Origin of the sequence: Pseudoalteromonas sp. Scap25 (assembly GCF_013394125.1) — a bacterium.
Classification (GTDB): Bacteria; Pseudomonadota; Gammaproteobacteria; order Enterobacterales; family Alteromonadaceae; genus Pseudoalteromonas.
On the sequence record NZ_CP041327.1, the window covers coordinates 2,302,257 to 2,322,177 of the forward strand.

16 protein-coding genes and 5 tRNA genes are annotated in these 19,921 nt (G+C 41.0%); 8 read left to right on the forward strand and 13 right to left on the reverse strand.

Going from position 1 to position 19,921, the window contains the following annotated elements:
* The first annotated feature begins 2 nt into the window (after nt 1–2).
* Genes FLM54_RS10660 through FLM54_RS10680 form a run of 5 tightly spaced genes read left to right on the forward strand, consistent with a single transcriptional unit; the run spans nt 3 to nt 5,278 of the window.
* Complete coding sequence (locus tag FLM54_RS10660) at nt 3–1,610, forward strand: ABC transporter substrate-binding protein (RefSeq protein ID WP_178956360.1); 1,608 nt, start codon at nt 3–5, stop codon at nt 1,608–1,610.
* On the forward strand, nt 1,610–2,644 hold the full coding sequence (locus FLM54_RS10665) for an ABC transporter permease subunit (RefSeq protein WP_138605056.1): 1,035 nt from the start codon (nt 1,610–1,612) through the stop codon (nt 2,642–2,644). The genes FLM54_RS10660 and FLM54_RS10665 overlap by 1 nt, the downstream gene beginning before the upstream one ends.
* Nucleotides 2,631–3,524: an ABC transporter permease subunit gene (locus FLM54_RS10670; protein ID WP_010388079.1), complete on the forward strand. Its 894-nt coding sequence runs from the start codon at nt 2,631–2,633 to the stop codon at nt 3,522–3,524. Before FLM54_RS10665 ends, FLM54_RS10670 begins: the two co-directional genes overlap by 14 nt.
* Nucleotides 3,525–4,517, forward strand: coding sequence for an oligopeptide/dipeptide ABC transporter ATP-binding protein (locus FLM54_RS10675; protein ID WP_010388077.1), 993 nt, complete (start codon nt 3,525–3,527; stop codon nt 4,515–4,517). It begins immediately after the preceding gene.
* A complete protein-coding gene (locus FLM54_RS10680; RefSeq protein ID WP_054202403.1) occupies nt 4,517–5,278 on the forward strand; it encodes an ATP-binding cassette domain-containing protein in 762 nt (253 codons plus the stop codon). The genes FLM54_RS10675 and FLM54_RS10680 overlap by 1 nt, the downstream gene beginning before the upstream one ends.
* A 55-nt stretch (nt 5,279–5,333) precedes the next feature.
* On the opposite strand, the gene FLM54_RS10685 is transcribed toward FLM54_RS10680, so the two are convergent.
* From FLM54_RS10685 to FLM54_RS10735, 11 genes are all read right to left on the reverse strand, one after another.
* Nucleotides 5,334–7,235, reverse strand: a complete 1,902-nt coding sequence (locus tag FLM54_RS10685) for a SurA N-terminal domain-containing protein (RefSeq protein WP_178956361.1) — start codon at nt 7,233–7,235, stop codon at nt 5,334–5,336.
* A 173-nt stretch (nt 7,236–7,408) separates the two neighbouring features.
* Nucleotides 7,409–7,708 carry an HU family DNA-binding protein gene (locus FLM54_RS10690; RefSeq protein WP_256872136.1) on the reverse strand — a complete coding sequence of 100 codons (300 nt, stop codon included), beginning with the start codon at nt 7,706–7,708 and terminating at the stop codon, nt 7,409–7,411.
* Nucleotides 7,709–7,890: 182 nt separating this feature from the next.
* Complete coding sequence (gene lon / locus FLM54_RS10695; RefSeq protein WP_008467545.1) at nt 7,891–10,251, reverse strand: endopeptidase La; 2,361 nt, start codon at nt 10,249–10,251, stop codon at nt 7,891–7,893.
* A gap of 149 nt (nt 10,252–10,400) precedes the next feature.
* Nucleotides 10,401–11,684 (reverse strand): ATP-dependent protease ATP-binding subunit ClpX, encoded by a 1,284-nt coding sequence (gene clpX, locus FLM54_RS10700; RefSeq protein ID WP_010388064.1) that lies wholly within the window; start codon nt 11,682–11,684, stop codon nt 10,401–10,403.
* 131 nt (nt 11,685–11,815) lie between these two features.
* Nucleotides 11,816–12,433, reverse strand: coding sequence for an ATP-dependent Clp endopeptidase proteolytic subunit ClpP (clpP, locus tag FLM54_RS10705; RefSeq protein WP_008111041.1), 618 nt, complete (start codon nt 12,431–12,433; stop codon nt 11,816–11,818).
* Nucleotides 12,434–12,592: 159 nt separating this feature from the next.
* On the reverse strand, nt 12,593–13,897 hold the full coding sequence (gene tig, locus FLM54_RS10710) for a trigger factor (protein WP_178956362.1): 1,305 nt from the start codon (nt 13,895–13,897) through the stop codon (nt 12,593–12,595).
* Between the two features lie 352 nt (nt 13,898–14,249).
* A tRNA-Pro gene (locus tag FLM54_RS10715) sits at nt 14,250–14,326 on the reverse strand.
* Between the two features lie 56 nt (nt 14,327–14,382).
* A tRNA-Pro gene (locus tag FLM54_RS10720) sits at nt 14,383–14,459 on the reverse strand.
* 18 nt (nt 14,460–14,477) lie between these two features.
* Nucleotides 14,478–14,553 (reverse strand) — tRNA-His (locus FLM54_RS10725).
* 24 nt (nt 14,554–14,577) lie between these two features.
* A tRNA-Arg gene (locus tag FLM54_RS10730) sits at nt 14,578–14,654 on the reverse strand.
* Between the two features lie 55 nt (nt 14,655–14,709).
* Nucleotides 14,710–14,786 (reverse strand) — tRNA-Pro (locus FLM54_RS10735).
* Between the two features lie 347 nt (nt 14,787–15,133).
* Between FLM54_RS10735 and folD the strand changes: the two genes are divergently transcribed.
* Nucleotides 15,134–15,988 (forward strand): bifunctional methylenetetrahydrofolate dehydrogenase/methenyltetrahydrofolate cyclohydrolase FolD, encoded by an 855-nt coding sequence (folD, locus tag FLM54_RS10740; RefSeq protein WP_178956363.1) that lies wholly within the window; start codon nt 15,134–15,136, stop codon nt 15,986–15,988.
* Nucleotides 15,989–16,018: 30 nt separating this feature from the next.
* Here the strand turns inward: folD and FLM54_RS10745 are convergent, their stop codons facing one another.
* Together FLM54_RS10745 and cysS are read right to left on the reverse strand one after the other, a co-directional pair.
* Entirely contained in the window at nt 16,019–16,915 is an 897-nt protein-coding gene (locus FLM54_RS10745) for an EamA family transporter (protein WP_178956364.1), read from the reverse strand.
* 187 nt (nt 16,916–17,102) lie between these two features.
* Nucleotides 17,103–18,482 (reverse strand): cysteine--tRNA ligase, encoded by a 1,380-nt coding sequence (gene cysS, locus FLM54_RS10750; RefSeq protein WP_178956365.1) that lies wholly within the window; start codon nt 18,480–18,482, stop codon nt 17,103–17,105.
* Between the two features lie 144 nt (nt 18,483–18,626).
* On the opposite strand from cysS, the gene FLM54_RS10755 reads away from it, so the two are divergent.
* The gene (locus FLM54_RS10755) at nt 18,627–19,118 is read left to right on the forward strand and encodes a peptidylprolyl isomerase (protein ID WP_008111051.1); all 492 of its coding nucleotides are present in this window, start codon (nt 18,627–18,629) and stop codon (nt 19,116–19,118) included.
* 68 nt (nt 19,119–19,186) lie between these two features.
* Nucleotides 19,187–19,921, forward strand: coding sequence for a UDP-2,3-diacylglucosamine diphosphatase (locus FLM54_RS10760; protein WP_178956366.1), 735 nt, complete (start codon nt 19,187–19,189; stop codon nt 19,919–19,921).

Consider the following 19,921-nt stretch of genomic DNA (forward strand, 5'->3'; position numbering starts at 1 on the left):
GGGTGCATAAATTATTACTTGCTTTAATATCATTGAGCTTAGTAGGTTGCATTGATAGTAAAGAAGAAATCTTAGAAGAAAAAAACCAAGGCCTCGTTTATTGCGCCGAGGCTAATCCTGTGTCGTTTAACCCACAAGTCACAACCACAGGGTCGACTATCGATATTATTGCTAACCAGTTATACGACCGGTTAATTAGTATTGACCCCGTGACCGCCGAATTTAAGAGTGAACTTGCCACTGATTGGAAAATCAGTAAAGACGGTAAATCGGTTACCTTCACTTTGCGCAAAGGAGTTAAGTTTCATACCACCTCTTATTTTACTCCTAGTCGTGAATTTAACGCTGATGATGTAATATTTACTTTTAGTCGATTATTCGACGTTTATAATCCTTATCACTTTATTGGCGATGCTAATTACCCTTATTTTCAAAGTGTGGGGATTGATCAGCTAATTCGTAAAATTGTTAGAGTCTCTGATCATCAAGTCCGATTTGAGCTATTTAATCCCGAGAGCAGCTTTTTAGCTAATATGGCGACCGATTTTGCTGTCGTGCTCTCTAAAGAATATGCCATGGCGCTCAAAGCTAATAATCAAGAAAACCTATTTGATCAATACCCGATTGGTACGGGTCCTTATATTTACAAAGAGTATCGACGCGACCATTTAGTACGCTTTTATAAAAACGCTGATTATTGGAAACATGATGTTGCCCTTGAGCAGTTGGTGTACGACATTACTCCAAATGGTACCACCCGTATCGCAAAAATATTGACCAAAGAATGTGATGTTACTGCACACCCAAGCAGTGCCCAATTAAGTATCTTAGCGCAACGTGATGATATTAATGTTGAAAGAGAAACTAACTTAAATATTGGTTACTGGGCATTTAATACCGAGCGTCCACCTTTTGATAACCTAAAAGTACGTCAAGCATTAGTTCATGCCATTGATATAGATAAAATAATGCAGGCGGTGTATTACGGTAATGGCTTGCGTGCACAGTCTATTCTTCCGCCTACGTCTTGGGCGTTTGAACTACAAAAAAACATGCCTATTTTTGACCCACAGTTGGCAAAAAGGTTATTAACTGAAGCCGGTTTTCCAAAAGGCTTTGATATGAGCATTTGGGCTATGCCGGTAAGCCGTATTTATAACCCCAACGCCCGCAAAATGGCTGAGCTAATGCAAAGTGATTTACGCAAAATTGGCGTTAACGTAAATATTGTTGAATATGAATGGAACACCTTTATTCAACGCATTGGAGAACATCGCCACGACAGTGTGTTATTAGGTTGGGCAGCTGATACGCCTGATCCCGATAACTTTTTTAGCCCATTATTAAGTTGTACTGCGACATTCAGCGGCAAAAACCCCGCAAACTGGTGTAATCCTGAATTTGATTTACTGCTAACCAAAGCGTTAGACACCACAGATTTAAATTTACGTAAACAATATTATGACGCAGCACAGAGTATGATCATCAAACAATTGCCTCTACTGCCAATTGCCCACGGCATGCGTTTTCAAGCAAGTAGTGCAGATGTTGAGGGCATTACCTTAGGGCCATTCGGTGCTATTTCGTTGGCTAACGCGAGGAAAAAATAATGATCTTAGATTATATTTTACGCCGCCTCGGACTGTTATTTTTTATGGTGTTACTACTCAGTATTTTTACCTTTTCGTTGAGTTACTTATTTCCCGGCGATCCACTCAGTAATTTAAGCGGCATACCAGATACTAACTTCACCCAAAATGCGCAGTTAGAAGAAAAGTACTTGTTTAACAGTAACTACTTTATGCAGTACATCGCCTTTGTGGGACGAATTTTACAAGGGGACTGGGGAATGTCATTCGCCTCGGGGGGCAGTGTTTTCGCCCATGTGATTGATTTAATCCCTGCAACGTTAGAGCTAAGTATTTACGCGTTAGTTATCTCGGTGGTAGTGGGTGTGCCTGTCGGTATTTTAGCATCGGCATATAATAAACAATGGCCTGATAAATTTATTAGCTCTACAGCGATGATTGGCTATTCTATGCCAATTTTTTGGCTGGCATTATTATTAATTATGGTTTTTTCGCTCCAACTTGGCTGGTTTCCCATGTCGGGGCGAGTGAGCTTGTTGTATGAGATACCTGCGAGCACAGGGTTTATTTTACTTGATATTTTACTCGCTGATTTTCCTTACAATGGTTTGGCCATGTTAGATGCACTGCATCACCTTACCTTACCCACTATTGTGCTTGCTATGTATCCAACCACGGTATTAGTGCGCTTTACTCGCGAATCGATGTTAAAAGTAATGGATCAAAATTTCATTAAAACGGCTCGTGCCAAAGGGCTTACTCGTGGACAGCTTATTATTCATCACGCCCTAAGAAATGCCTTACTACCGGTTATAAAACAAATAGGTTTGCAGTTTAGTACCTTGATCACCCTAGCGATGATCACTGAAGTTATTTTTTCGTGGCCTGGGATCGGTCGCTGGTTAATAGACAGTATTTATCAACGTGATTATCCCGCCATACAAGGTGGGTTAATGGCCGTCTCTTTATTTATTATTATTGCCACAATTATGGCCGAACTGACCTACACCCTACTCGATCCTCTGTCTCGGAACCAAGCGCATGGCAAAGTTTAACTTATTTTCAGAAGATTCAAATAAATCGCCATTAGCGAGACTCTGGCGAAAGTTTAAAAATAACCACCCTGCACTGGTTGGTTTATGGGTGTTTATTGCCTTTAGCCTGTTAGCGGCTACCGCGCCTTTTCTTGCGCCTTATGGGGTAAATCAACAGCACAGTGATGCACTATTACTGCCTCCCTCGTGGAATGAAATGGGCGATGTGCGGTTTATACTTGGCACCGATGATTTAGGCCGAGATGTGCTGTCTCGTTTAATGAATGGTGCCACATATACGTTCGGGTTATCGGTTGTGGCTGCACTGATCACCACTGTTATTGGTGTGTTGGTAGGTACCTTTGCAGGGATCAGTAAAGGCATACGTTCTAGTTTTTTGAACCACTTACTGGATGTAACGCTGTCAATTCCCTCATTGTTACTGGCCATCATTATTATTGCCATACTCGGCCCTGGATTAATGAATACCGTATGGGCAATTATTTTAGCCTTATTACCCCAGTTTATTCATTCAATTAGAAACCTGATAGTTGACGAACTTGGCAAAGATTATGTTACAGCCTACCGCTTAGATGGCGCCTCTAAATGGCATATTTTATCACGCGGGATTTTTCCTAATGTGTATGAGTATATTGTGGTTATTTTTACGATGGCGCTTTCTACTGCTATTTTAGATATTGCGGCGTTAGGGTTTTTAAAACTGGGTGCACAGCCGCCGACTACTGAATGGGGCGCAATTTTAGCAGAGAACTTAGGACTTATATATTTAGCACCCTGGACGGTAGCATTGCCGGGCGTGCTGTTATTTTTAGCGGTTCTTTCAACAAACTTAGTGGGCGATGGACTTCGCAAAGTTTTACAAGCGCGTAAGGCCGATTAGATGCAGTTACTAGATATTCGAAATTTAACCATTGAACTTCAAACTTCCGAAACCGCCATTCGTGCTGTTGATCGCGTAAGCTTTAGTTTAAAAGAAGGTGAAGTACATGCTTTAGTGGGCGAATCAGGCTCTGGCAAAAGCTTAATTGCAAAAGCCATTGTCGGCGTGCTTAATGAACGCTGGGTGATAACCGCAGACAGAATGCATTGGCGTGGTGTTGATTTAATGCGCTTAACACCAGAGCAACGCCGTAAAACGGTTAGCCAAGACATTGCGATGATTTACCAAGACCCCAGTCGATGTCTAGATCCTACTGCTAAAATATTTAACCAAATTGCTGAAACACTGCCTGAAGTGGCTGCTAAAGGGTTTTTCTTAAAACGCAACCGTGAGCGTAAAGACCGTGTTAAAGCCTTAATACATAAAGTAGGTATTAAAAATCATGAAGCGGTGCTTGATAGTTACCCGCATGAGCTCTCTGAGGGCGTATGCCAAAAGGTCATGATAGCCATGGCGATTGCCCGCACACCTAAGTTATTAATTGCAGATGAGCCTACAACCGCACTAGAAAGCACCACCCGTGCACAGGTGTTTAGGTTATTAAAAAGTTTAAATCAGCTAAAGAACATGTCTATTTTGATGATCTCTCATGAACTAGAAGAAATTGTTAATTGGTCGCATGGTATTCATGTGCTGTACTGCGGTCAAATGGTTGAAGCAGGTCCAACACACCGTATTTTTAGCCAACCTCGTCATCCGTATACGCAGGCTTTACTAAAAAGCCTGCCCGATTATGAGCATGGTTTAGCCCATAAAGAACCCTTTTATGCACTTAAAGGCACCATACCAACATTACAGCATTTACCGATTGGTTGTCGACTCGGTCCACGTTGCCCACAAGCACAAAAAGAATGTGTGGTTGCGCCTAAACTTTCAAAGCATCATGGTCATAGCTACGCCTGTCACTTTCCGCTGATCAAGGAAATAAAATAATGCAGCCACTGTTAAAAGTTCAAGCCTTATCAAAAACCTTTAACATGCGAGCGGGTCTGTTTAGCCGTAAAAAGTTTGATGTTTTAAAAAATATCTCATTTTGTATTGGTAAAGGTGAAACAATTGCCATTATTGGTGAAACAGGCTCAGGAAAAAGTACCCTGGCTAAATTATTAGTGGGTGCATACAGTGCCGATAGCGGGCAGATATTATTGGAGAATAACACTATAGAAAACAATGGTAATCGTGATGCCCAGTGTCGTTATATCCGAATGATTTTTCAAGACTCCGCCACCTCATTGAACCCAGCAGTGACCATTGCTGAAATGCTCGATGATTGCCTAAAATTCAATACTGATTTTGATAAAACTCAACGTAGTGAAAAAATTGGCAGTACGCTGCTTAAAGTGGGTCTACTGGTCGATCATCAGCAATACTATCCGCATATGTTTAGTGTGGGGCAATTACAGCGTGTAGCGCTCGCTCGCGCGCTTATATTAGATCCTAAGGTTGTTGTACTCGATGAGGCACTTTCATCGCTTGACCCTTCTGTAAGAGCGCAAATAGTAAACCTATTACTTAAACTACAGCTTGAAACTGGATTAACCTATATTTTGATCACCCATCATTTAAGTTTAGTGCGCCATATTAGCGACCAGTTAGTGGTACTCAATAAAGGTGAAATAGTTGAATACGGCGCTACAGAAACTATTTTTCAAAACCCGCAGTCAAAGGTTACCCAGCGCTTATTGAGTTGTTAATGTCTAAACAAACAAAAAAGGCGCCAATTGGCGCCTTTTTTAATTTAGCTATTACTTATTCAGCTGCTTGAGCTGCTTTTGGTACATTAAGCTCTGCTTGTTGCTTAAGCGATTCAATGAATACCGTATAGTTTTTCTGCGCTTGCGCCATAGTAATGTTTTGCTTCATTTGTGGCTCAATGTTGTCACTCACTGGTGCATCATTTACCGCTTTAAGCGCAACAATCGCTGCATCGCCATTATTTAAGCTAACCATATCATATACAGCCGCATCACTAGGATGTGCCATTTTGAATACTTGGGTAACAATAGCAGGTGAAACAGCAAAGCTTTCACGAGTTAGTTGCGACTCTTGACGAACGTTTAGTGATTGCTCAGCAGCCACATCGTTTAAGCTCTTGCCTTCTTTTACTTGTGCAAATAACGTGCGTGCTTTTTCTTTTGCAAGGTCTGATGCCTTTTCATTCATTAAGCGTGTTTTAATTTGCTCACTTACCTCGCTTAATGCTTTCGTTGCCGCAGGTTGGTGCTCATTTACACGCACCACAATCACGTGCTCATTACCAAGCTCAATTACTTCTGAATTGACTTTATCTTCTAGTAGTTCAACTGATGATAAGGCAGTCACAACCGCTGGGTTATTAAGCGGCTCAGGAAGCGCGCTAAGCGCTAGTAAAGAAGTAGATTGTACTTCTACACCCGCCACTTCAGCAGCATCGTCTAAGCGATCAGAAATCTCAAAGGCTAATGCCCCCATTTCTGTTTGCTTCTCGTAAAACGCATCTACTTTTTCAGCTTGCTCAAGTTCAGCACGTAGGTCAGCTTTAACCTCATCGAACGGTTTAACTTGTTGAGTTTGTAGATCAGTCAGTTTGATGATGTGATAACCAAACTCAGAAGCAACAACGTCAGAGTAATCACCTTTGTTTTGCAATGCGAACGCTGCATCTTCAAATGCTGGTTCCATAACATCACGTTCAATCCACTCTAAATCGCCACCCATTTCTGCACTAACAATGTCATCTGACGATGTCTCTGCTAGCTCAGCAAAATCAGCACCAGCGTTAAGCTGGGCAAGTAACGACTCAGCTTTCGCTTTAGCCGCATCATCATCTTCGCTATTGTCGATTAGAATATGCGACACACGACGCTTTTCTGGTTCAACATATTGCGCTTTACTCTGCTCATAATATGCTTTTACATCGTCTTCGCTTACCGATGCAACATCAATATCATCTGCATTTAGTTCGATGTAATTAACTGAAATTAATTCAGGTGATAAAAATTGACCTGCGTTTAATTCATAGTAATCCGCAACTTCTTGCTCTGTAACTTCAACATCAGCTTGCATTGCTTGTTTATCAATTACTAAATAATCAATGCTTCGTGTTTGCTGTTGCAACGCAATGGCTGATTTAAGCTCATTTGGCAGCGCAAAGTCTGTACCCGCAACGGCAGATACTAACTGGCTACGCGTCATATCATCACGCAGGTATTCACGAAATGCGTCAGGTTGAAAATTCATTTGACGAATAACTTGTAAATAACGGTCGTTATTAAACTTGTCGCCAATTTTAAAATAAGGTAGCTCTAAAATTGTTTTACGAACGCTTTCATCACTTACGCGCAAACCAAGCTCGGCGGCTAACTGACTTTGTAATTCTTGTTGTACTAAACGGTCAATCACACCTTGACGGATTTGAGCCATGTAAGTTGGATCAGCTGCTATTTGGGTAAAGTACTCACCAAATTGTTGTTCTAAGCGGCTACGTTCATTTTGAAACGCACGGCTAAATTCTGTTTGGCTAATTTTAATTCCATTTACTTCAGCAACGGGTTGTTCTGTGGTTTGACCTAAGTAACTACCGATCCCAGCTAAGGCAAAAGATAAAATCACCGCGCCTAAAATGACTTTGGCTACCGGCCCTTGCGAACCTTCTCTGATTTTCTCAAGCATTTGTTTATCTCTTTTCTGAGCAAGGTATTTTCTACCTTGTCATATGTAAAAAAAGCGTATCTTACCAGATACGCTTTTTCACTTGAAGTAACTGGCGGTGAAGTAACTTAATTTATCGATTGCAATAATTAAGCGTCTCTTTACTCGCCATAACTAAATTGTTTACACAATGATTAGTTTACTGCGTCTTTAAGCGCTTTACCGGCTTTGAAAGCTGGGATGTTAGCTGCAGCAATTTGAATCGTTTCACCAGTTTGTGGGTTACGACCTGCACGAGCAGCACGCTCACGTACAGAGAAAGTACCAAAACCAACAAGTGCAACTGAGTCGCCATCTTTTAGCGCGCCAGATACAGATTCGATGAATGAATCTAGTGCACGACCTGCAGCCGCTTTAGAAATGTCAGCATCAGCTGCGATTTGATCGATTAATTGAGATTTATTCACAATATCATCCTCTTTCATTGTTGTTATCAAGAGCGATTGTTTTTTAAACTAACATCACTGTTTTGAAATTTTTGAGCAATTTTTTTAAGCTCATATGATTATATTTTTCTTAAGCCTAGGCCCTGCAAGGGCTAGGCTTGAAAACCAGTGCTTAACTTATCATACCGTTTAGATTTGAAAAGCCCCTAAAAGCACTTTTTTTGGCTTTTTTACTGCTTTTTTGGTGTTTCGACTGAAAAACTATCAACTGGATGCACTAAAGCAAGCTTTAATACTTCGTCAATCCACGTAACTGGGTGAATCTCAAGACCCGCCAATACGTTATCAGGTATCTCTTTTAAGTCACGTTCGTTAATTTTAGGGATCACCACCGTTTTAATACCACCTCGGTGAGCCGCTAATAATTTCTCTTTTAAACCACCAATTGGCAGTACTTCACCACGTAGGGTAATCTCACCCGTCATGGCCACATCAGAGCGCACTGGATTACCCGTTAGGCTTGAAACCAAACAAGTAACCATTGCGATACCCGCACTTGGACCATCTTTAGGAGTTGCGCCCTCAGGTACATGCACGTGAATATCACGTTTTTCATAAAAGTCGCTATTAATACGTAGCTCATCAGCACGATTACGCACAACAGTCATTGCCGCTTGAATCGACTCTTGCATTACATCGCCTAACGAGCCGGTGTAAGTCAATTTGCCTTTACCTGGTACTGCAGCACATTCAATCGTTAGTAAGTCTCCGCCTACTTCTGTCCATGCTAGGCCAGTTACTTGGCCAATACGGTCGCCATCTTCTGCTTTACCGTAATCAAAACGTTGCACACCTAAGTACTCTTCAAGGTTATCTGCATCGATAGTGACCGTTTTGGTGTCTTTTTCCATTAAGATATTTTTAACCGCTTTACGGCATAATTTAGATACTTCACGCTCTAAGTTACGAACGCCCGCTTCACGCGTGTAATATCGAATAATACCGATAATGGCACTGTCAGCAATTTCAACTTCTTTCTCTTTCAAGCCATTACGCTTAACTTGCTTTGGAATTAAATGTTCTTTAGCTATATTTAATTTTTCGTCTTCGGTATAACCGGCTAAACGAATAACTTCCATACGGTCCAATAATGGCCCAGGAATATTAAAGCTATTAGAGGTAGCAACAAACATTACATCAGATAAGTCGTAATCGACTTCTAGGTAATGATCAGCAAAATGACTGTTTTGCTCAGGGTCGAGTACTTCAAGTAATGCTGATGCAGGGTCGCCACGCATATCTGCTGACATTTTATCAATTTCATCTAACAAGAATAACGGGTTTTTAACGCCCACTTTAGTCATGTTTTGAATCAATTTACCTGGCATAGAGCCAATATAAGTACGACGGTGACCACGTATCTCAGCTTCATCACGTACGCCACCCAGTGCCATACGAATGTACTTACGGCCAGTTGAACGCGCAATAGATTGCCCAAGAGAGGTTTTACCTACCCCTGGCGGCCCAACTAAACACAAAATAGGCCCTTTAAGCTTATTAGTACGCTGCTGTACCGCGAGATATTCAATAATACGCTCTTTAACTTTATCAAGTCCGTAGTGATCGCTATCTAGTATTTTTTGCGCGCCTGCTAAATCTTTTTTAACTTTAGAGCGTTTTTTCCACGGTACGTTAATTAGCGTATCTATGTATGAGCGAACAACACTCGCTTCTGCCGACATCGGCGACATCATTTTAAGTTTGTTAAACTCTGCCGTGGCTTTTTCTTTCGCTTCGTTAGGCATACCTGATTCTTCGATGCGTTTTTTTAGCGCTTCGAATTCATCTGGTACATCGTCAATTTCGCCAAGCTCTTTTTGAATCGCTTTCATTTGCTCATTGAGGTAGTACTCACGCTGCGATTTTTCCATCTGCTTTTTAACGCGGGTACGAATTTTTTTCTCAACTTGCAGTAAGTCTATTTCACCTTCCATCAACGCCATTAAGTACTCTAAGCGCTCCGTAACGCTTGATATTTCAAGTACTTTTTGTTTTTCAGGCACTTTTAATGGCATATGCGCAGCCATGGTATCAGCAAGACGCGCTGGCTCATCAATACCAGAGACCGAAGTCATCACTTCAGGTGGGATTTTTTTATTTAATTTTACGTAGCCTTCAAACTGGCTTAATGCACTGCGAATAAAAATATCTTGCTCTTGTTCATTCACTGAATCAGATTCAATAAACTGAGCATTGGCAACAAAGAAGTCTTCGTTATCAACAAACTCTTCGATATTTGCACGCTGCGTGCCTTCAACTAATACTTTTACTGTACCATCGGGTAGCTTTAATAATTGAAGTACAGTCGCAATTGTCCCTACACGATAAATATCGTCTTTCTCAGGCTCGTCTACAGTTGCATCTTTTTGTGCAACTAAGAAAATTTGTTTGTCTTTATCCATTGCCGCTTCAAGGCATTTTATTGATTTTTCACGGCCTACAAAAAGCGGGATCACCATGTGTGGATACACCACTACATCGCGCAGTGCTAGCACAGGGATTTCGACTCGATCGTTTCTCTCAAGCGTCATTGTATTTTCTCTTTGCACTTCATTTATTTAAAGATTACTCAAGTATATGGGGATAACCTAATTAAAGTTCAACAATTTTTGCCAACTCGATTAAATTAATTATAAAAAAAGGAGCCATTGGCTCCTTTTTTTTACAACTTGCTCAGAATTTAATCCGCCGCGGCTTGTTCTTGATTGCTGCTGTCATAAATCAAGATTGGGTCAGACTCACCTTTAATAACGGTTTCATCAACAACCACTTTACTTACGTTATCAATTGAAGGCAGCTCATACATAGTATCAAGCAATACACCTTCTACGATTGAACGCAGGCCACGTGCACCGGTTTTACGTTCCATTGCTTTGTGAGCAATAGCACGTAGTGCATCATCACGAAATTCAAGCTCAACGTCTTCCATCCCAAACAATACTGAAAATTGCTTAGTAATAGCGTTTTTAGGCTCGCTTAAAATTTGTACCAGTGCAGCTTCATCAAGTTCAGTCAATGTAGCAACAACAGGTAAACGGCCAATAAACTCTGGAATTAAACCATATTTCACTAAATCTTCTGGCTCAACATCTTTAAATGTTTCACTTAAAGAGCGGCTCGCTGCCGACTCTTTAACGTTAACGCCAAAACCAATGCCAGTATTTTTGTGGCTACGCTGTTCAATAACTTTATCAAGACCAGCAAATGCGCCACCACAAATAAACAGAATTTTAGAAGTGTCTACTTGCAGGAACTCTTGCTGTGGATGTTTACGTCCACCTTGTGGCGGAACAGAAGCAACGGTACCTTCAATCAATTTAAGTAAGGCTTGTTGTACACCTTCACCTGATACATCACGGGTGATTGATGGGTTATCTGATTTACGTGAAATTTTGTCAATTTCATCAATGTAAACAATACCACGTTGTGCTTTTTCTACGTCGTAGTCACATTTTTGTAAAAGCTTTTGAATGATGTTTTCAACATCTTCACCCACATAACCGGCTTCGGTCAACGTGGTGGCATCGGCCATTGTAAACGGCACATCTAGCAAACGTGCTAACGTTTCAGCTAGTAGTGTTTTACCACTCCCCGTTGGACCAATTAATAAAATATTACTTTTACCTAGTTCAACGTCTTGTTTAGTTGATTGGTTGCGTAAACGCTTATAGTGATTGTAAACCGCTACAGACAACACTTTTTTCGCATGCTCTTGGCCAATTACGTAGTCGTCTAAGTGGTTACGAATTTCTTTTGGCACAGGTAATTTGTCAGCGGCATCATGCTTAGGCGCGATGTCTTTAATTTCTTCCCTGATAATATCATTACACAGCTCTACACATTCATCACAAACGTATACTGAAGGTCCTGCAATTAATTTTCGAACTTCATGCTGGCTTTTGCCGCAAAAAGAGCAGTATAACAATTTATTACTTTTGTCGCCGTCTGTAGGAGTGTCAGACATTCAGCTACCTCATTTTATTACGTTGGCCACCAAAGTCTTGGTGGCTATTTTAATACGCTTTAACTATACCAAAATTTAGGCTTTTTCGCATAGTAACTCTCATTAGCAAGCATTACTGCTTGCAGGCATACTTACTTGCTACCGCGATTAGTAAATACTGAGTCAACAATACCGTAATCTACAGCTTGGCTTGCACTCATAAAGTTATCACGGTCTGTATCACGTGAAACAACATCAAGCGGTTGGCCAGTATGCTCAGCCATTAAGCGATTTAATTTGTCTTTAATAGACAAGATTTCTTTCGCGTGTATTTCAAAATCAGATGCTTGACCTTGGAATCCACCTAATGGTTGGTGAATCATTACACGTGAATTAGGTAAACAAAAACGTTTACCCTTAGCACCACCAGATAGTAAAAACGCACCCATGCTAGCCGCTTGGCCCACACAAATAGTACTTACATCAGGTTTAATGAAATTCATTGTATCGTAAATAGCCATTCCCGCAGTGACCGAGCCACCCGGTGAATTGATATATAAGAAAATATCTTTATCTGGGTTCTCTGATTCTAAGAAAAGCATTTGCGCTAAAATCAGATTTGCCATGTTGTCTTCAACTTGGCCCGTTAAAAAGATAATACGCTCTTTTAATAGTCTCGAATAAATATCAAACGAGCGCTCGCCTTTAGCTGTTTGCTCAACAACCATTGGTACTAATGCGTTTAGGGGATCTGTCATACCAGTGTTCATACTTATTTAATTCCTTATGCGCTTATACTTATTCTAAGAAAAGCATAATGATCATTTTTAGCTAATTAAGAACCACAAACTAAAATGGCCCGGGCACACTGCATAAACAGAGTAACACGAGCCATTTAATCGTTAGCGAGCGCTTAAGTCAATGACTTATTATGCACCTTGCTGTGGATTCATGATGTCATCAAATGCTTTTTCAACATCAGTCACAGTTGCTTTAGCTAAAATAGCTTCAACAGCTTGCTCTTCCATTGCTACATTACGCATTTGTTGCATTAGTTGATCATTTGCTTTGTAGTATTCTACCACTTCAGTTGGATCTTCGTATGCAGATGCTACAGTAGCGATAAGTGCTTCAACTTTAGCGTCATCAACTTTGATGTCGTTTGCTTTGATCACTTCGCCTAATAATAGGCCAGTTTTAACTCGTGTAACTGCTTGCTCATGGAACAATTCAGCTGGAAGCTCAGGCATATTTTGACCGTTACCACCAAAACGTTGAGCAGCTTGCTCACGTAAAGCGTCAACTTCTTGGTCGATTAATGCTTTAGGCACTTCAACTTCGTTTTGCTCTAAAAGACCTTTGATTGCTTGATCTTTTACGTTAGCTTTAACCGCTTGGTCTAGCTCACGTGTCATGTTCTTTTTAACTTCTTCTTTAAGCGCGTCTACGCCGCCTTCGGCAACACCGAATTTAGTTGCAAACTCATCGCTTAATTCAGGTAATTCTTGCGCTTCAACTTTTTTCACTGTGATAGTGAATTGAGCCGCTTTACCTTTTAAGTTTTCAGCGTGGTAATCTTCAGGGAAGTTTACGTCAGCAACAACTTCTTCGCCTGCTTTTTTGCCTACGATGTTGTCTTCAAAACCTGGGATCATACGACCTTGGCCAAGTTCTAATGGGAAATCTTCAGCTTTACCGCCTTCGAATTCTTCACCATCGATAGTACCAACGAAATCAACCGTTACACGGTCATTTGCGCCAGCAGCTCCATCAACGTCAGCCCAAGAAGCGTGTTGCTTACGAAGTGTCTCTAGCATGTTTGCTAAATCTTCGTCAGTTACTTCTACCGCTGGTTTTTCAACAGCAATTTTCTCTAAACCTTGAACTTCAACTTCAGGGTAAACTTCAAATGTTGCTGAGAATTCTAAATCTTTACCTGCTTCAAGTGCTTTTGGTGCAAATGTAGGTGCGCCAGCAGGGTTAATTTTTTCAGCAACAATTGCTTCAATGTAATTACGTTGCATTACTTCGCCAGCAACTTCTTGACGAACAGCTGGTCCGAAACGCTTGTTGATTACTGATACTGGTACTTTACCAGCACGGAAACCGTCGATACGCTGCGTTTTTGACAGTTGTTGTAAGCGTTTTTTTACTTCGGTCTCAACGTTCTCTGCAGGAACGGTGATGGTCAGACGGCGCTCAAGGCCTTGAGTCGTCTCAACAGAAACTTGCATGATTTACCTCAATATTCAATTTTGGCGACTTTTCGCCTTCATTACAAACAAAGTAATCTATAGGCGTCTTGATAAAATTCAAGCCTTAGAGCTTAAAAAAATCCGTCGCTACCAGGAGATACCATTGCTGCTCTGCCCTAGGGCACTATATTTTTAAACAAATAGACGCGGCATTATAACCTAATATTCATGATAGTCGAGTGTGGGGGGCAATTATTTGGGGTAGATCAGGGTAGATAACGACTAAGCGAATAAAAAACAGGCTAATTCAACTGTATAGAATGAATTGGAGCAAAAATAGAGTTATTTTAGATGAAATATAGAGATTTAGAATATAGAACTTAAGGGGAAATGGTCGGCGATGCAGGATTTGAACCTGCGACCCCTTGGACCCAAACCAAGTGCGCTACCAAACTGCGCTAATCGCCGATATAAATATTTTCTCGAATACTTAAACTTAGGATTTAAGACCACTTATAAGAAAGTGGTCGGCGATGCAGGATTTGAACCTGCGACCCCTTGGACCCAAACCAAGTGCGCTACCAAACTGCGCTAATCGCCGATATTCTTTTTTGTAAATTGGGGTGACTGATGGGGCTCGAACCCACGACAACCGGAATCACAATCCGGGGCTCTACCAACTGAGCTACAATCACCACGGCATTACAGTGTTTTCAAAATGGCGCACCCAGAAGGATTCGAACCTTCGACCGACGCCTTAGAAGGGCGTTGCTCTATCCAGCTGAGCTATGGGCGCATCGAAAACTTCATAGTTCACTAGTAAGTTAAATTGTTATGACTAAACATAAAAATGGTCGGCGATGCAGGATTTGAACCTGCGACCCCTTGGACCCAAACCAAGTGCGCTACCAAACTGCGCTAATCGCCGATACTTACTATTGTCTGCGAGTGACCTCGTTGACAACGGGGTGCATAATAGTGATTTGACCGTGTTAGGTCAAACGTTTTTTTAAGAAAACAAATCAATTGCTCATTTTTAGTTCATAATGGTCAAATATTACGATACAGGGATAAAATTTAAACTCTTTTTTAAATTCGGGGGCTTATAATTTAAAAGCAACTTGGCGCTCAACCGCTTTTCTGCGAAAATAGCCGCCATATTAAAAAATGAGTAAGGTAAAGGTCTTTTTCTTTATCGGCATTTTAACCCCTATATATGCATTCGTTTTTTAAATGTATCGGTATCAAGTTAATTAACCTAATTAAAGGTCACCCATGACGGCAAACATCATTGATGGTAAAGCAGTAGCAAAACAAGTACGTAGCGCAGTGGCTGAACGAGTTTCAGAACGTGTTACACAAAACCTTAGAGCCCCAGGATTAGCTGTGGTGCTTGTTGGACAAGACCCAGCAAGCCAAGTTTACGTTGGTTCAAAACGTAAAGCCTGTGAAGAAGTTGGTTTTATTTCTAAATCATTTGATTTGCCCGCAGACACAACAGAGCAAGCGCTATTAGCATTAATTGATGAATTGAATGTTGATGGCGAAGTTGACGGTATTTTAGTGCAACTTCCTTTACCTGCAGGCTTAGACGCAGAAAAAATTCTTGAGCGTATTACCCCGCATAAAGATGTTGATGGCTTTCACCCTTATAACATTGGTCGTTTAGCGCAGCGTATGCCTGCCCTTCGCCCATGTACGCCAAAGGGTATTATCACCTTATTAGATTCAACCGGCGTGCGTTACAAAGGCATGCACGCAGTGGTAGTGGGTGCCTCTAATATTGTGGGTCGCCCTATGTCACTTGAACTGTTGTTAGCTGGCTGTACGACTACTGTTTGTCATAAGTTCACACAAGATTTAGAAACCCATGTTCGCCGTGCTGACTTATTGGTTGTTGCTGTAGGCAAACCAGAGTTTATTCCGGGTGACTGGATAAAAGAAGGCGCGATTGTTATTGATGTGGGTATTAACCGTTTAGACAACGGTAAGTTAGTGGGTGACGTTGAATACGCTACTGCAGAACAAAAAGCTGACTTTATTACCCCTGTACCTGGCGGCGTAGGCCCGATGACAGTTGCTAGCTTAATTGAAAATACGTTAGAAGCGTGTGAGAAATATCACAGCTAATAAATAAAAATAAAGTAATCCAAAGCCCGCTTAATTGCGGGCTTTTTGTATCATCATTCTTCGTTTTATTAAGTCCAAGCCTTGTGGCAAAACCGAAAACACAATCATTAATAACATAATCGCGTACTGCCAATTTGCATACTGCTCGTTAATTAATATTCCTGCACATAAAATACCGGCAATTGGGTTGGCTATAGTGCCAAAAGTAAATTCAACAACTGACATTCGTCCTAATAACCAAACATATAGGATGTAAGCCAAAGCAGTATTAGGTACCACCAGCCAAAATAACGCCAGCCATTGCGTGATATTTATTGATGCAGTTAAAAATTGATACTGCTGTGGTGCAAAATAGAAAGCTTGAACCATAGCGGCAATTGCTAGCAAACTGCCACCAATGATTAGCTGCCACGTGAGTACCGTCCACCAGTGAACTTTAGCCGTTACTTTTTGTACCAGCGTACTGCCTATCACAATAGTTAATAACGCCCCTATCAGCGCCAAAATCCCCAAAACATTAAGTGCTACATGTTGTGGATCAAATAAGCGCCATGCTAAAACCACTAAAGCAAGCGCACAAATACCTTGCACTAGCGCTGGCTGTTGTCGCTTTACAAGCCATGCATATAATAATGCAACCACAGGGACAGATACCATACCCACGCCAGCAATAGCTGCTGGTAGGTTAATTGCCATTACAAAAATAAAACTAAAAAATAGCGCAATATTAATCGTGCCGATTAAAAAGATGCCAGGCCATTGCTTTTCTGTTGGCCAAGAGGGTTTAAATAACAACAATAATAAACCAGCAGGAAGTGCACGTATGGCCCCTAATAAGATTGGCGGCCACTCTGGGGTTGCGTATTTAGTTACCGCATAAGTCGTTCCCCATAAAAAAGCAGGGATCATGGCAAGTAAAATATTCATTAATTTTCCATTTTTAAATTGATGAATGCGAGTTTAAAACCTCAACCATAATTGAGGTCAACAATATCAATTTTATTAAAAGCATAATCAATTTAATGCAATTGATATAACAAAAAAGGGTTACCCAATGGCAACCCTTTTTTTGTGATCAGCGCGTTATGGCTAAATACGCAAAGGTTAAAAGTCCCTATGCTTTACGCCACGTTGTTTTTCCCGCTGAATCTTCAAGTATTACACCCAGTGCATTTAAAGCATCGCGAGCTTCATCAGCTGCAGCCCAATTTTTACTGGCACGTGCGTCATTACGTTTTACAATCAATGCCTCAATTTCAGCCACTTCATCATCGTTTTGACCGCCTTGTAAAAATGCTTCAGGTGCTTGTTGAGCAATACCAAGTATTTCACCTAAGCTGCGTAGAATAAAGGCTAAATGTCCTGCTTTTTCGCTATCACTTTCTTTTACTCGGTTTAGCTCTTTAGCAACTTCAAATACAACCGGTAATGCTTCTGGCGAATTAAAGTCATCATTCATAGCTTTTCTAAACTTAGCTACATACTCATTACCCTCAAGCTCACATTCAACTGGCTCAACACCACGTAATGCCGTGTAAATACGCTCAAGTGATGAACGTGCTTGGTCTAAGTTTTCTTGCGAGTAATTAAGTTGACTGCGGTAATGGCCAGAAATTAAAAAGTAACGAACCGACTCAGCATCGTATTGCTTTAATACTTCACGAACGGTAAAAAAGTTATCTAATGATTTAGACATCTTTTCTTTGTTCACTTGAACCATACCGGTATGGATCCAAGTATTAACGTATTGGCCGTTGTTAGCACAGCATGATTGCGCGATTTCGTTTTCGTGGTGCGGAAACTGTAGGTCTGAACCACCACCATGAATATCAAAGTGCTCACCTAGGTGCTTTGAACTCATCGCTGAACATTCTATGTGCCAACCAGGGCGACCCTCACCCCAAGGTGATGACCACGATGGCTCCCCTGCTTTAGCTTTTTTCCATAAAACAAAATCAAGAGGATCGTCTTTATCTTGTGCTACTTCCACACGTGAGCCCGATTGCAGCATGGTTAAATCTTGCTGTGAAAGTGCTCCGTATTGCTCAAAGGTTGATACATCAAATAAAACGTCGCCATCGGTTGCAACATAAGCATGGCCTTTGGCAATCAAACGCTCAACCATGGCAATAATTTCATCCATGTGACCTGTAACCGTTGGCTCTACATCAGGACGTAGCATATTTAAGCTGTCAAAGTCTTCATGCATGGCTTTAGTCATACGCACGGTTAAGTCGTTAATGGCTTCACCGTTCTCATTTGCGCGCTTGATAATTTTATCGTCTACATCGGTAATATTACGCACGTACTTTAAATCGTAACCTAAGTGACGAAGGTAGCGAACAATCACATCAAAACCCACAAATGTGCGTGCATGGCCAATGTGGCAGTAATCATAAATGGTGATACCACACACATACATGTCGATTTTTCCATCAACCATAGGTTTAAATTGTTCTTTTTGGCGTGTCAGTGTGTTGTATATTTGTACCATTTAGTTGCTTTCCTTCACGATTAACAGAAAAGCTATGTTACCACTTGCTAAGCATGGGCTCTAGCGGTTTATCAAAGCACTTTGTTAATCTGGGTCAACTACGATAAAATAGCGCCAATATTCAAACCAGCTATAGGAAATCTCATGGTTGTTCTACACACAAACTTTGGTGATATCACCATTAAAATGCACGAAAGCGAAGCTCCAAATACAGTAAAAAACTTTTTAGAGTATGCAAACTCAGGTTTTTATAACGGCACTATTTTTCATCGTGTAATTGATGGTTTTATGGTTCAAGGCGGTGGTTTTGCATCGGGTATGGAACAAAAAGAAGTAAACGACCCAATTGAAAATGAAGCTAACAACGGCCTATCTAACAAAGTAGGTACTTTAGCAATGGCGCGTACGCCTGATCCACACTCAGCTACAGCGCAATTTTTCATTAACGTGAATAACAACGACTTTTTAAACCACAGCAGCGAAACGTCGCAAGGCTGGGGTTACTGTGTGTTTGCTGAAGTAGTAGAGGGCATGGACGTAGTAAATAAAATCAAAGGTGTTGCTACAGGTAGCAATGGCTTTCACCAAGATGTACCACTTGAAGATGTGGTAATTGAAAGTGTAACTGTAAGCTAAAACCCCCTTTATTCTTCAAAGAATACATAAAGCGGGTATTCACCCGCTTTTATTTAACTGGAATCACCATGACTCGCCAAACCTACTTTATTGCAGATTTACATTTGAGTGAAAATCGCCCTGATATTACAGCGGCATTTTTTAAATTTTTACACTCCCATATTGTTCCTCAAAAAGTAGACGCCCTATATATTTTAGGTGATTTTTTTGAAGTCTGGGTTGGTGACGATTATGTAAGCGAACTATCAGCAGCAGTGGCCAAACAATTAAAAGCAGTTAATAACTCGGGCATACCTATTTATTTTGTACACGGTAATCGCGATTTTATCATGCGCACAAAATATGCAAACATGGCAGGAATGACTCTACTCGATGAGCAAACAGTGATCGACCTTTACGGCACACCCACGGTAATTTTACATGGTGATGAAATGTGTACTCAAGATATTGAATATCAAAAGTTTCGTCAAAAAAGTCGTGGTTGGTGGTGGCCCAAATTAATGCTTGCTATGCCATTATGGTATCGAAAAAAAATAGCCCGCGATGCGCGTGAAAAAAGTAAACTTAGCCAAGCAGACAAACCTATAGAAATACTGGATGTAGTGCAAAGCGCGGTACTCGAAACCTTTGCTAAGCATAACGTGGCTAATATGATCCACGGCCATACTCACCGCCCTAATGTACATACCTATGAAGTTAATAACCAAACCCTTACTCGTACAGTATTGGGCGATTGGTATACTCAAGGTTCGTATTTAGTGATTACTCCCGAGTCACAACAATTAATTTCAACGCCTTTATAA

What these genes read in the sequence shown, in the direction of transcription:
- FLM54_RS10760 (WP_178956366.1), top strand. Translation starts at nt 19,187, where the DNA reads ATGACTCGCCAAACCTACTTTATTGCAGATTTACATTTGAGTGAAAAT.
- FLM54_RS10680 (WP_054202403.1), top strand. Translation starts at nt 4,517, where the DNA reads ATGCAGCCACTGTTAAAAGTTCAAGCCTTATCAAAAACCTTTAACATG.
- FLM54_RS10685 (WP_178956361.1), bottom strand. Translation starts at nt 7,235, where the DNA reads ATGCTTGAGAAAATCAGAGAAGGTTCGCAAGGGCCGGTAGCCAAAGTC.
- clpP (WP_008111041.1), bottom strand. Translation starts at nt 12,433, where the DNA reads ATGAACACTGGTATGACAGATCCCCTAAACGCATTAGTACCAATGGTT.
- FLM54_RS10675 (WP_010388077.1), top strand. Translation starts at nt 3,525, where the DNA reads ATGCAGTTACTAGATATTCGAAATTTAACCATTGAACTTCAAACTTCC.
- FLM54_RS10755 (WP_008111051.1), top strand. Translation starts at nt 18,627, where the DNA reads ATGGTTGTTCTACACACAAACTTTGGTGATATCACCATTAAAATGCAC.
- FLM54_RS10670 (WP_010388079.1), top strand. Translation starts at nt 2,631, where the DNA reads ATGGCAAAGTTTAACTTATTTTCAGAAGATTCAAATAAATCGCCATTA.
- cysS (WP_178956365.1), bottom strand. Translation starts at nt 18,482, where the DNA reads ATGGTACAAATATACAACACACTGACACGCCAAAAAGAACAATTTAAA.
- FLM54_RS10745 (WP_178956364.1), bottom strand. Translation starts at nt 16,915, where the DNA reads ATGAATATTTTACTTGCCATGATCCCTGCTTTTTTATGGGGAACGACT.
- FLM54_RS10665 (WP_138605056.1), top strand. Translation starts at nt 1,610, where the DNA reads ATGATCTTAGATTATATTTTACGCCGCCTCGGACTGTTATTTTTTATG.
- lon (WP_008467545.1), bottom strand. Translation starts at nt 10,251, where the DNA reads ATGACGCTTGAGAGAAACGATCGAGTCGAAATCCCTGTGCTAGCACTG.
- tig (WP_178956362.1), bottom strand. Translation starts at nt 13,897, where the DNA reads ATGCAAGTTTCTGTTGAGACGACTCAAGGCCTTGAGCGCCGTCTGACC.
- folD (WP_178956363.1), top strand. Translation starts at nt 15,134, where the DNA reads ATGACGGCAAACATCATTGATGGTAAAGCAGTAGCAAAACAAGTACGT.
- clpX (WP_010388064.1), bottom strand. Translation starts at nt 11,684, where the DNA reads ATGTCTGACACTCCTACAGACGGCGACAAAAGTAATAAATTGTTATAC.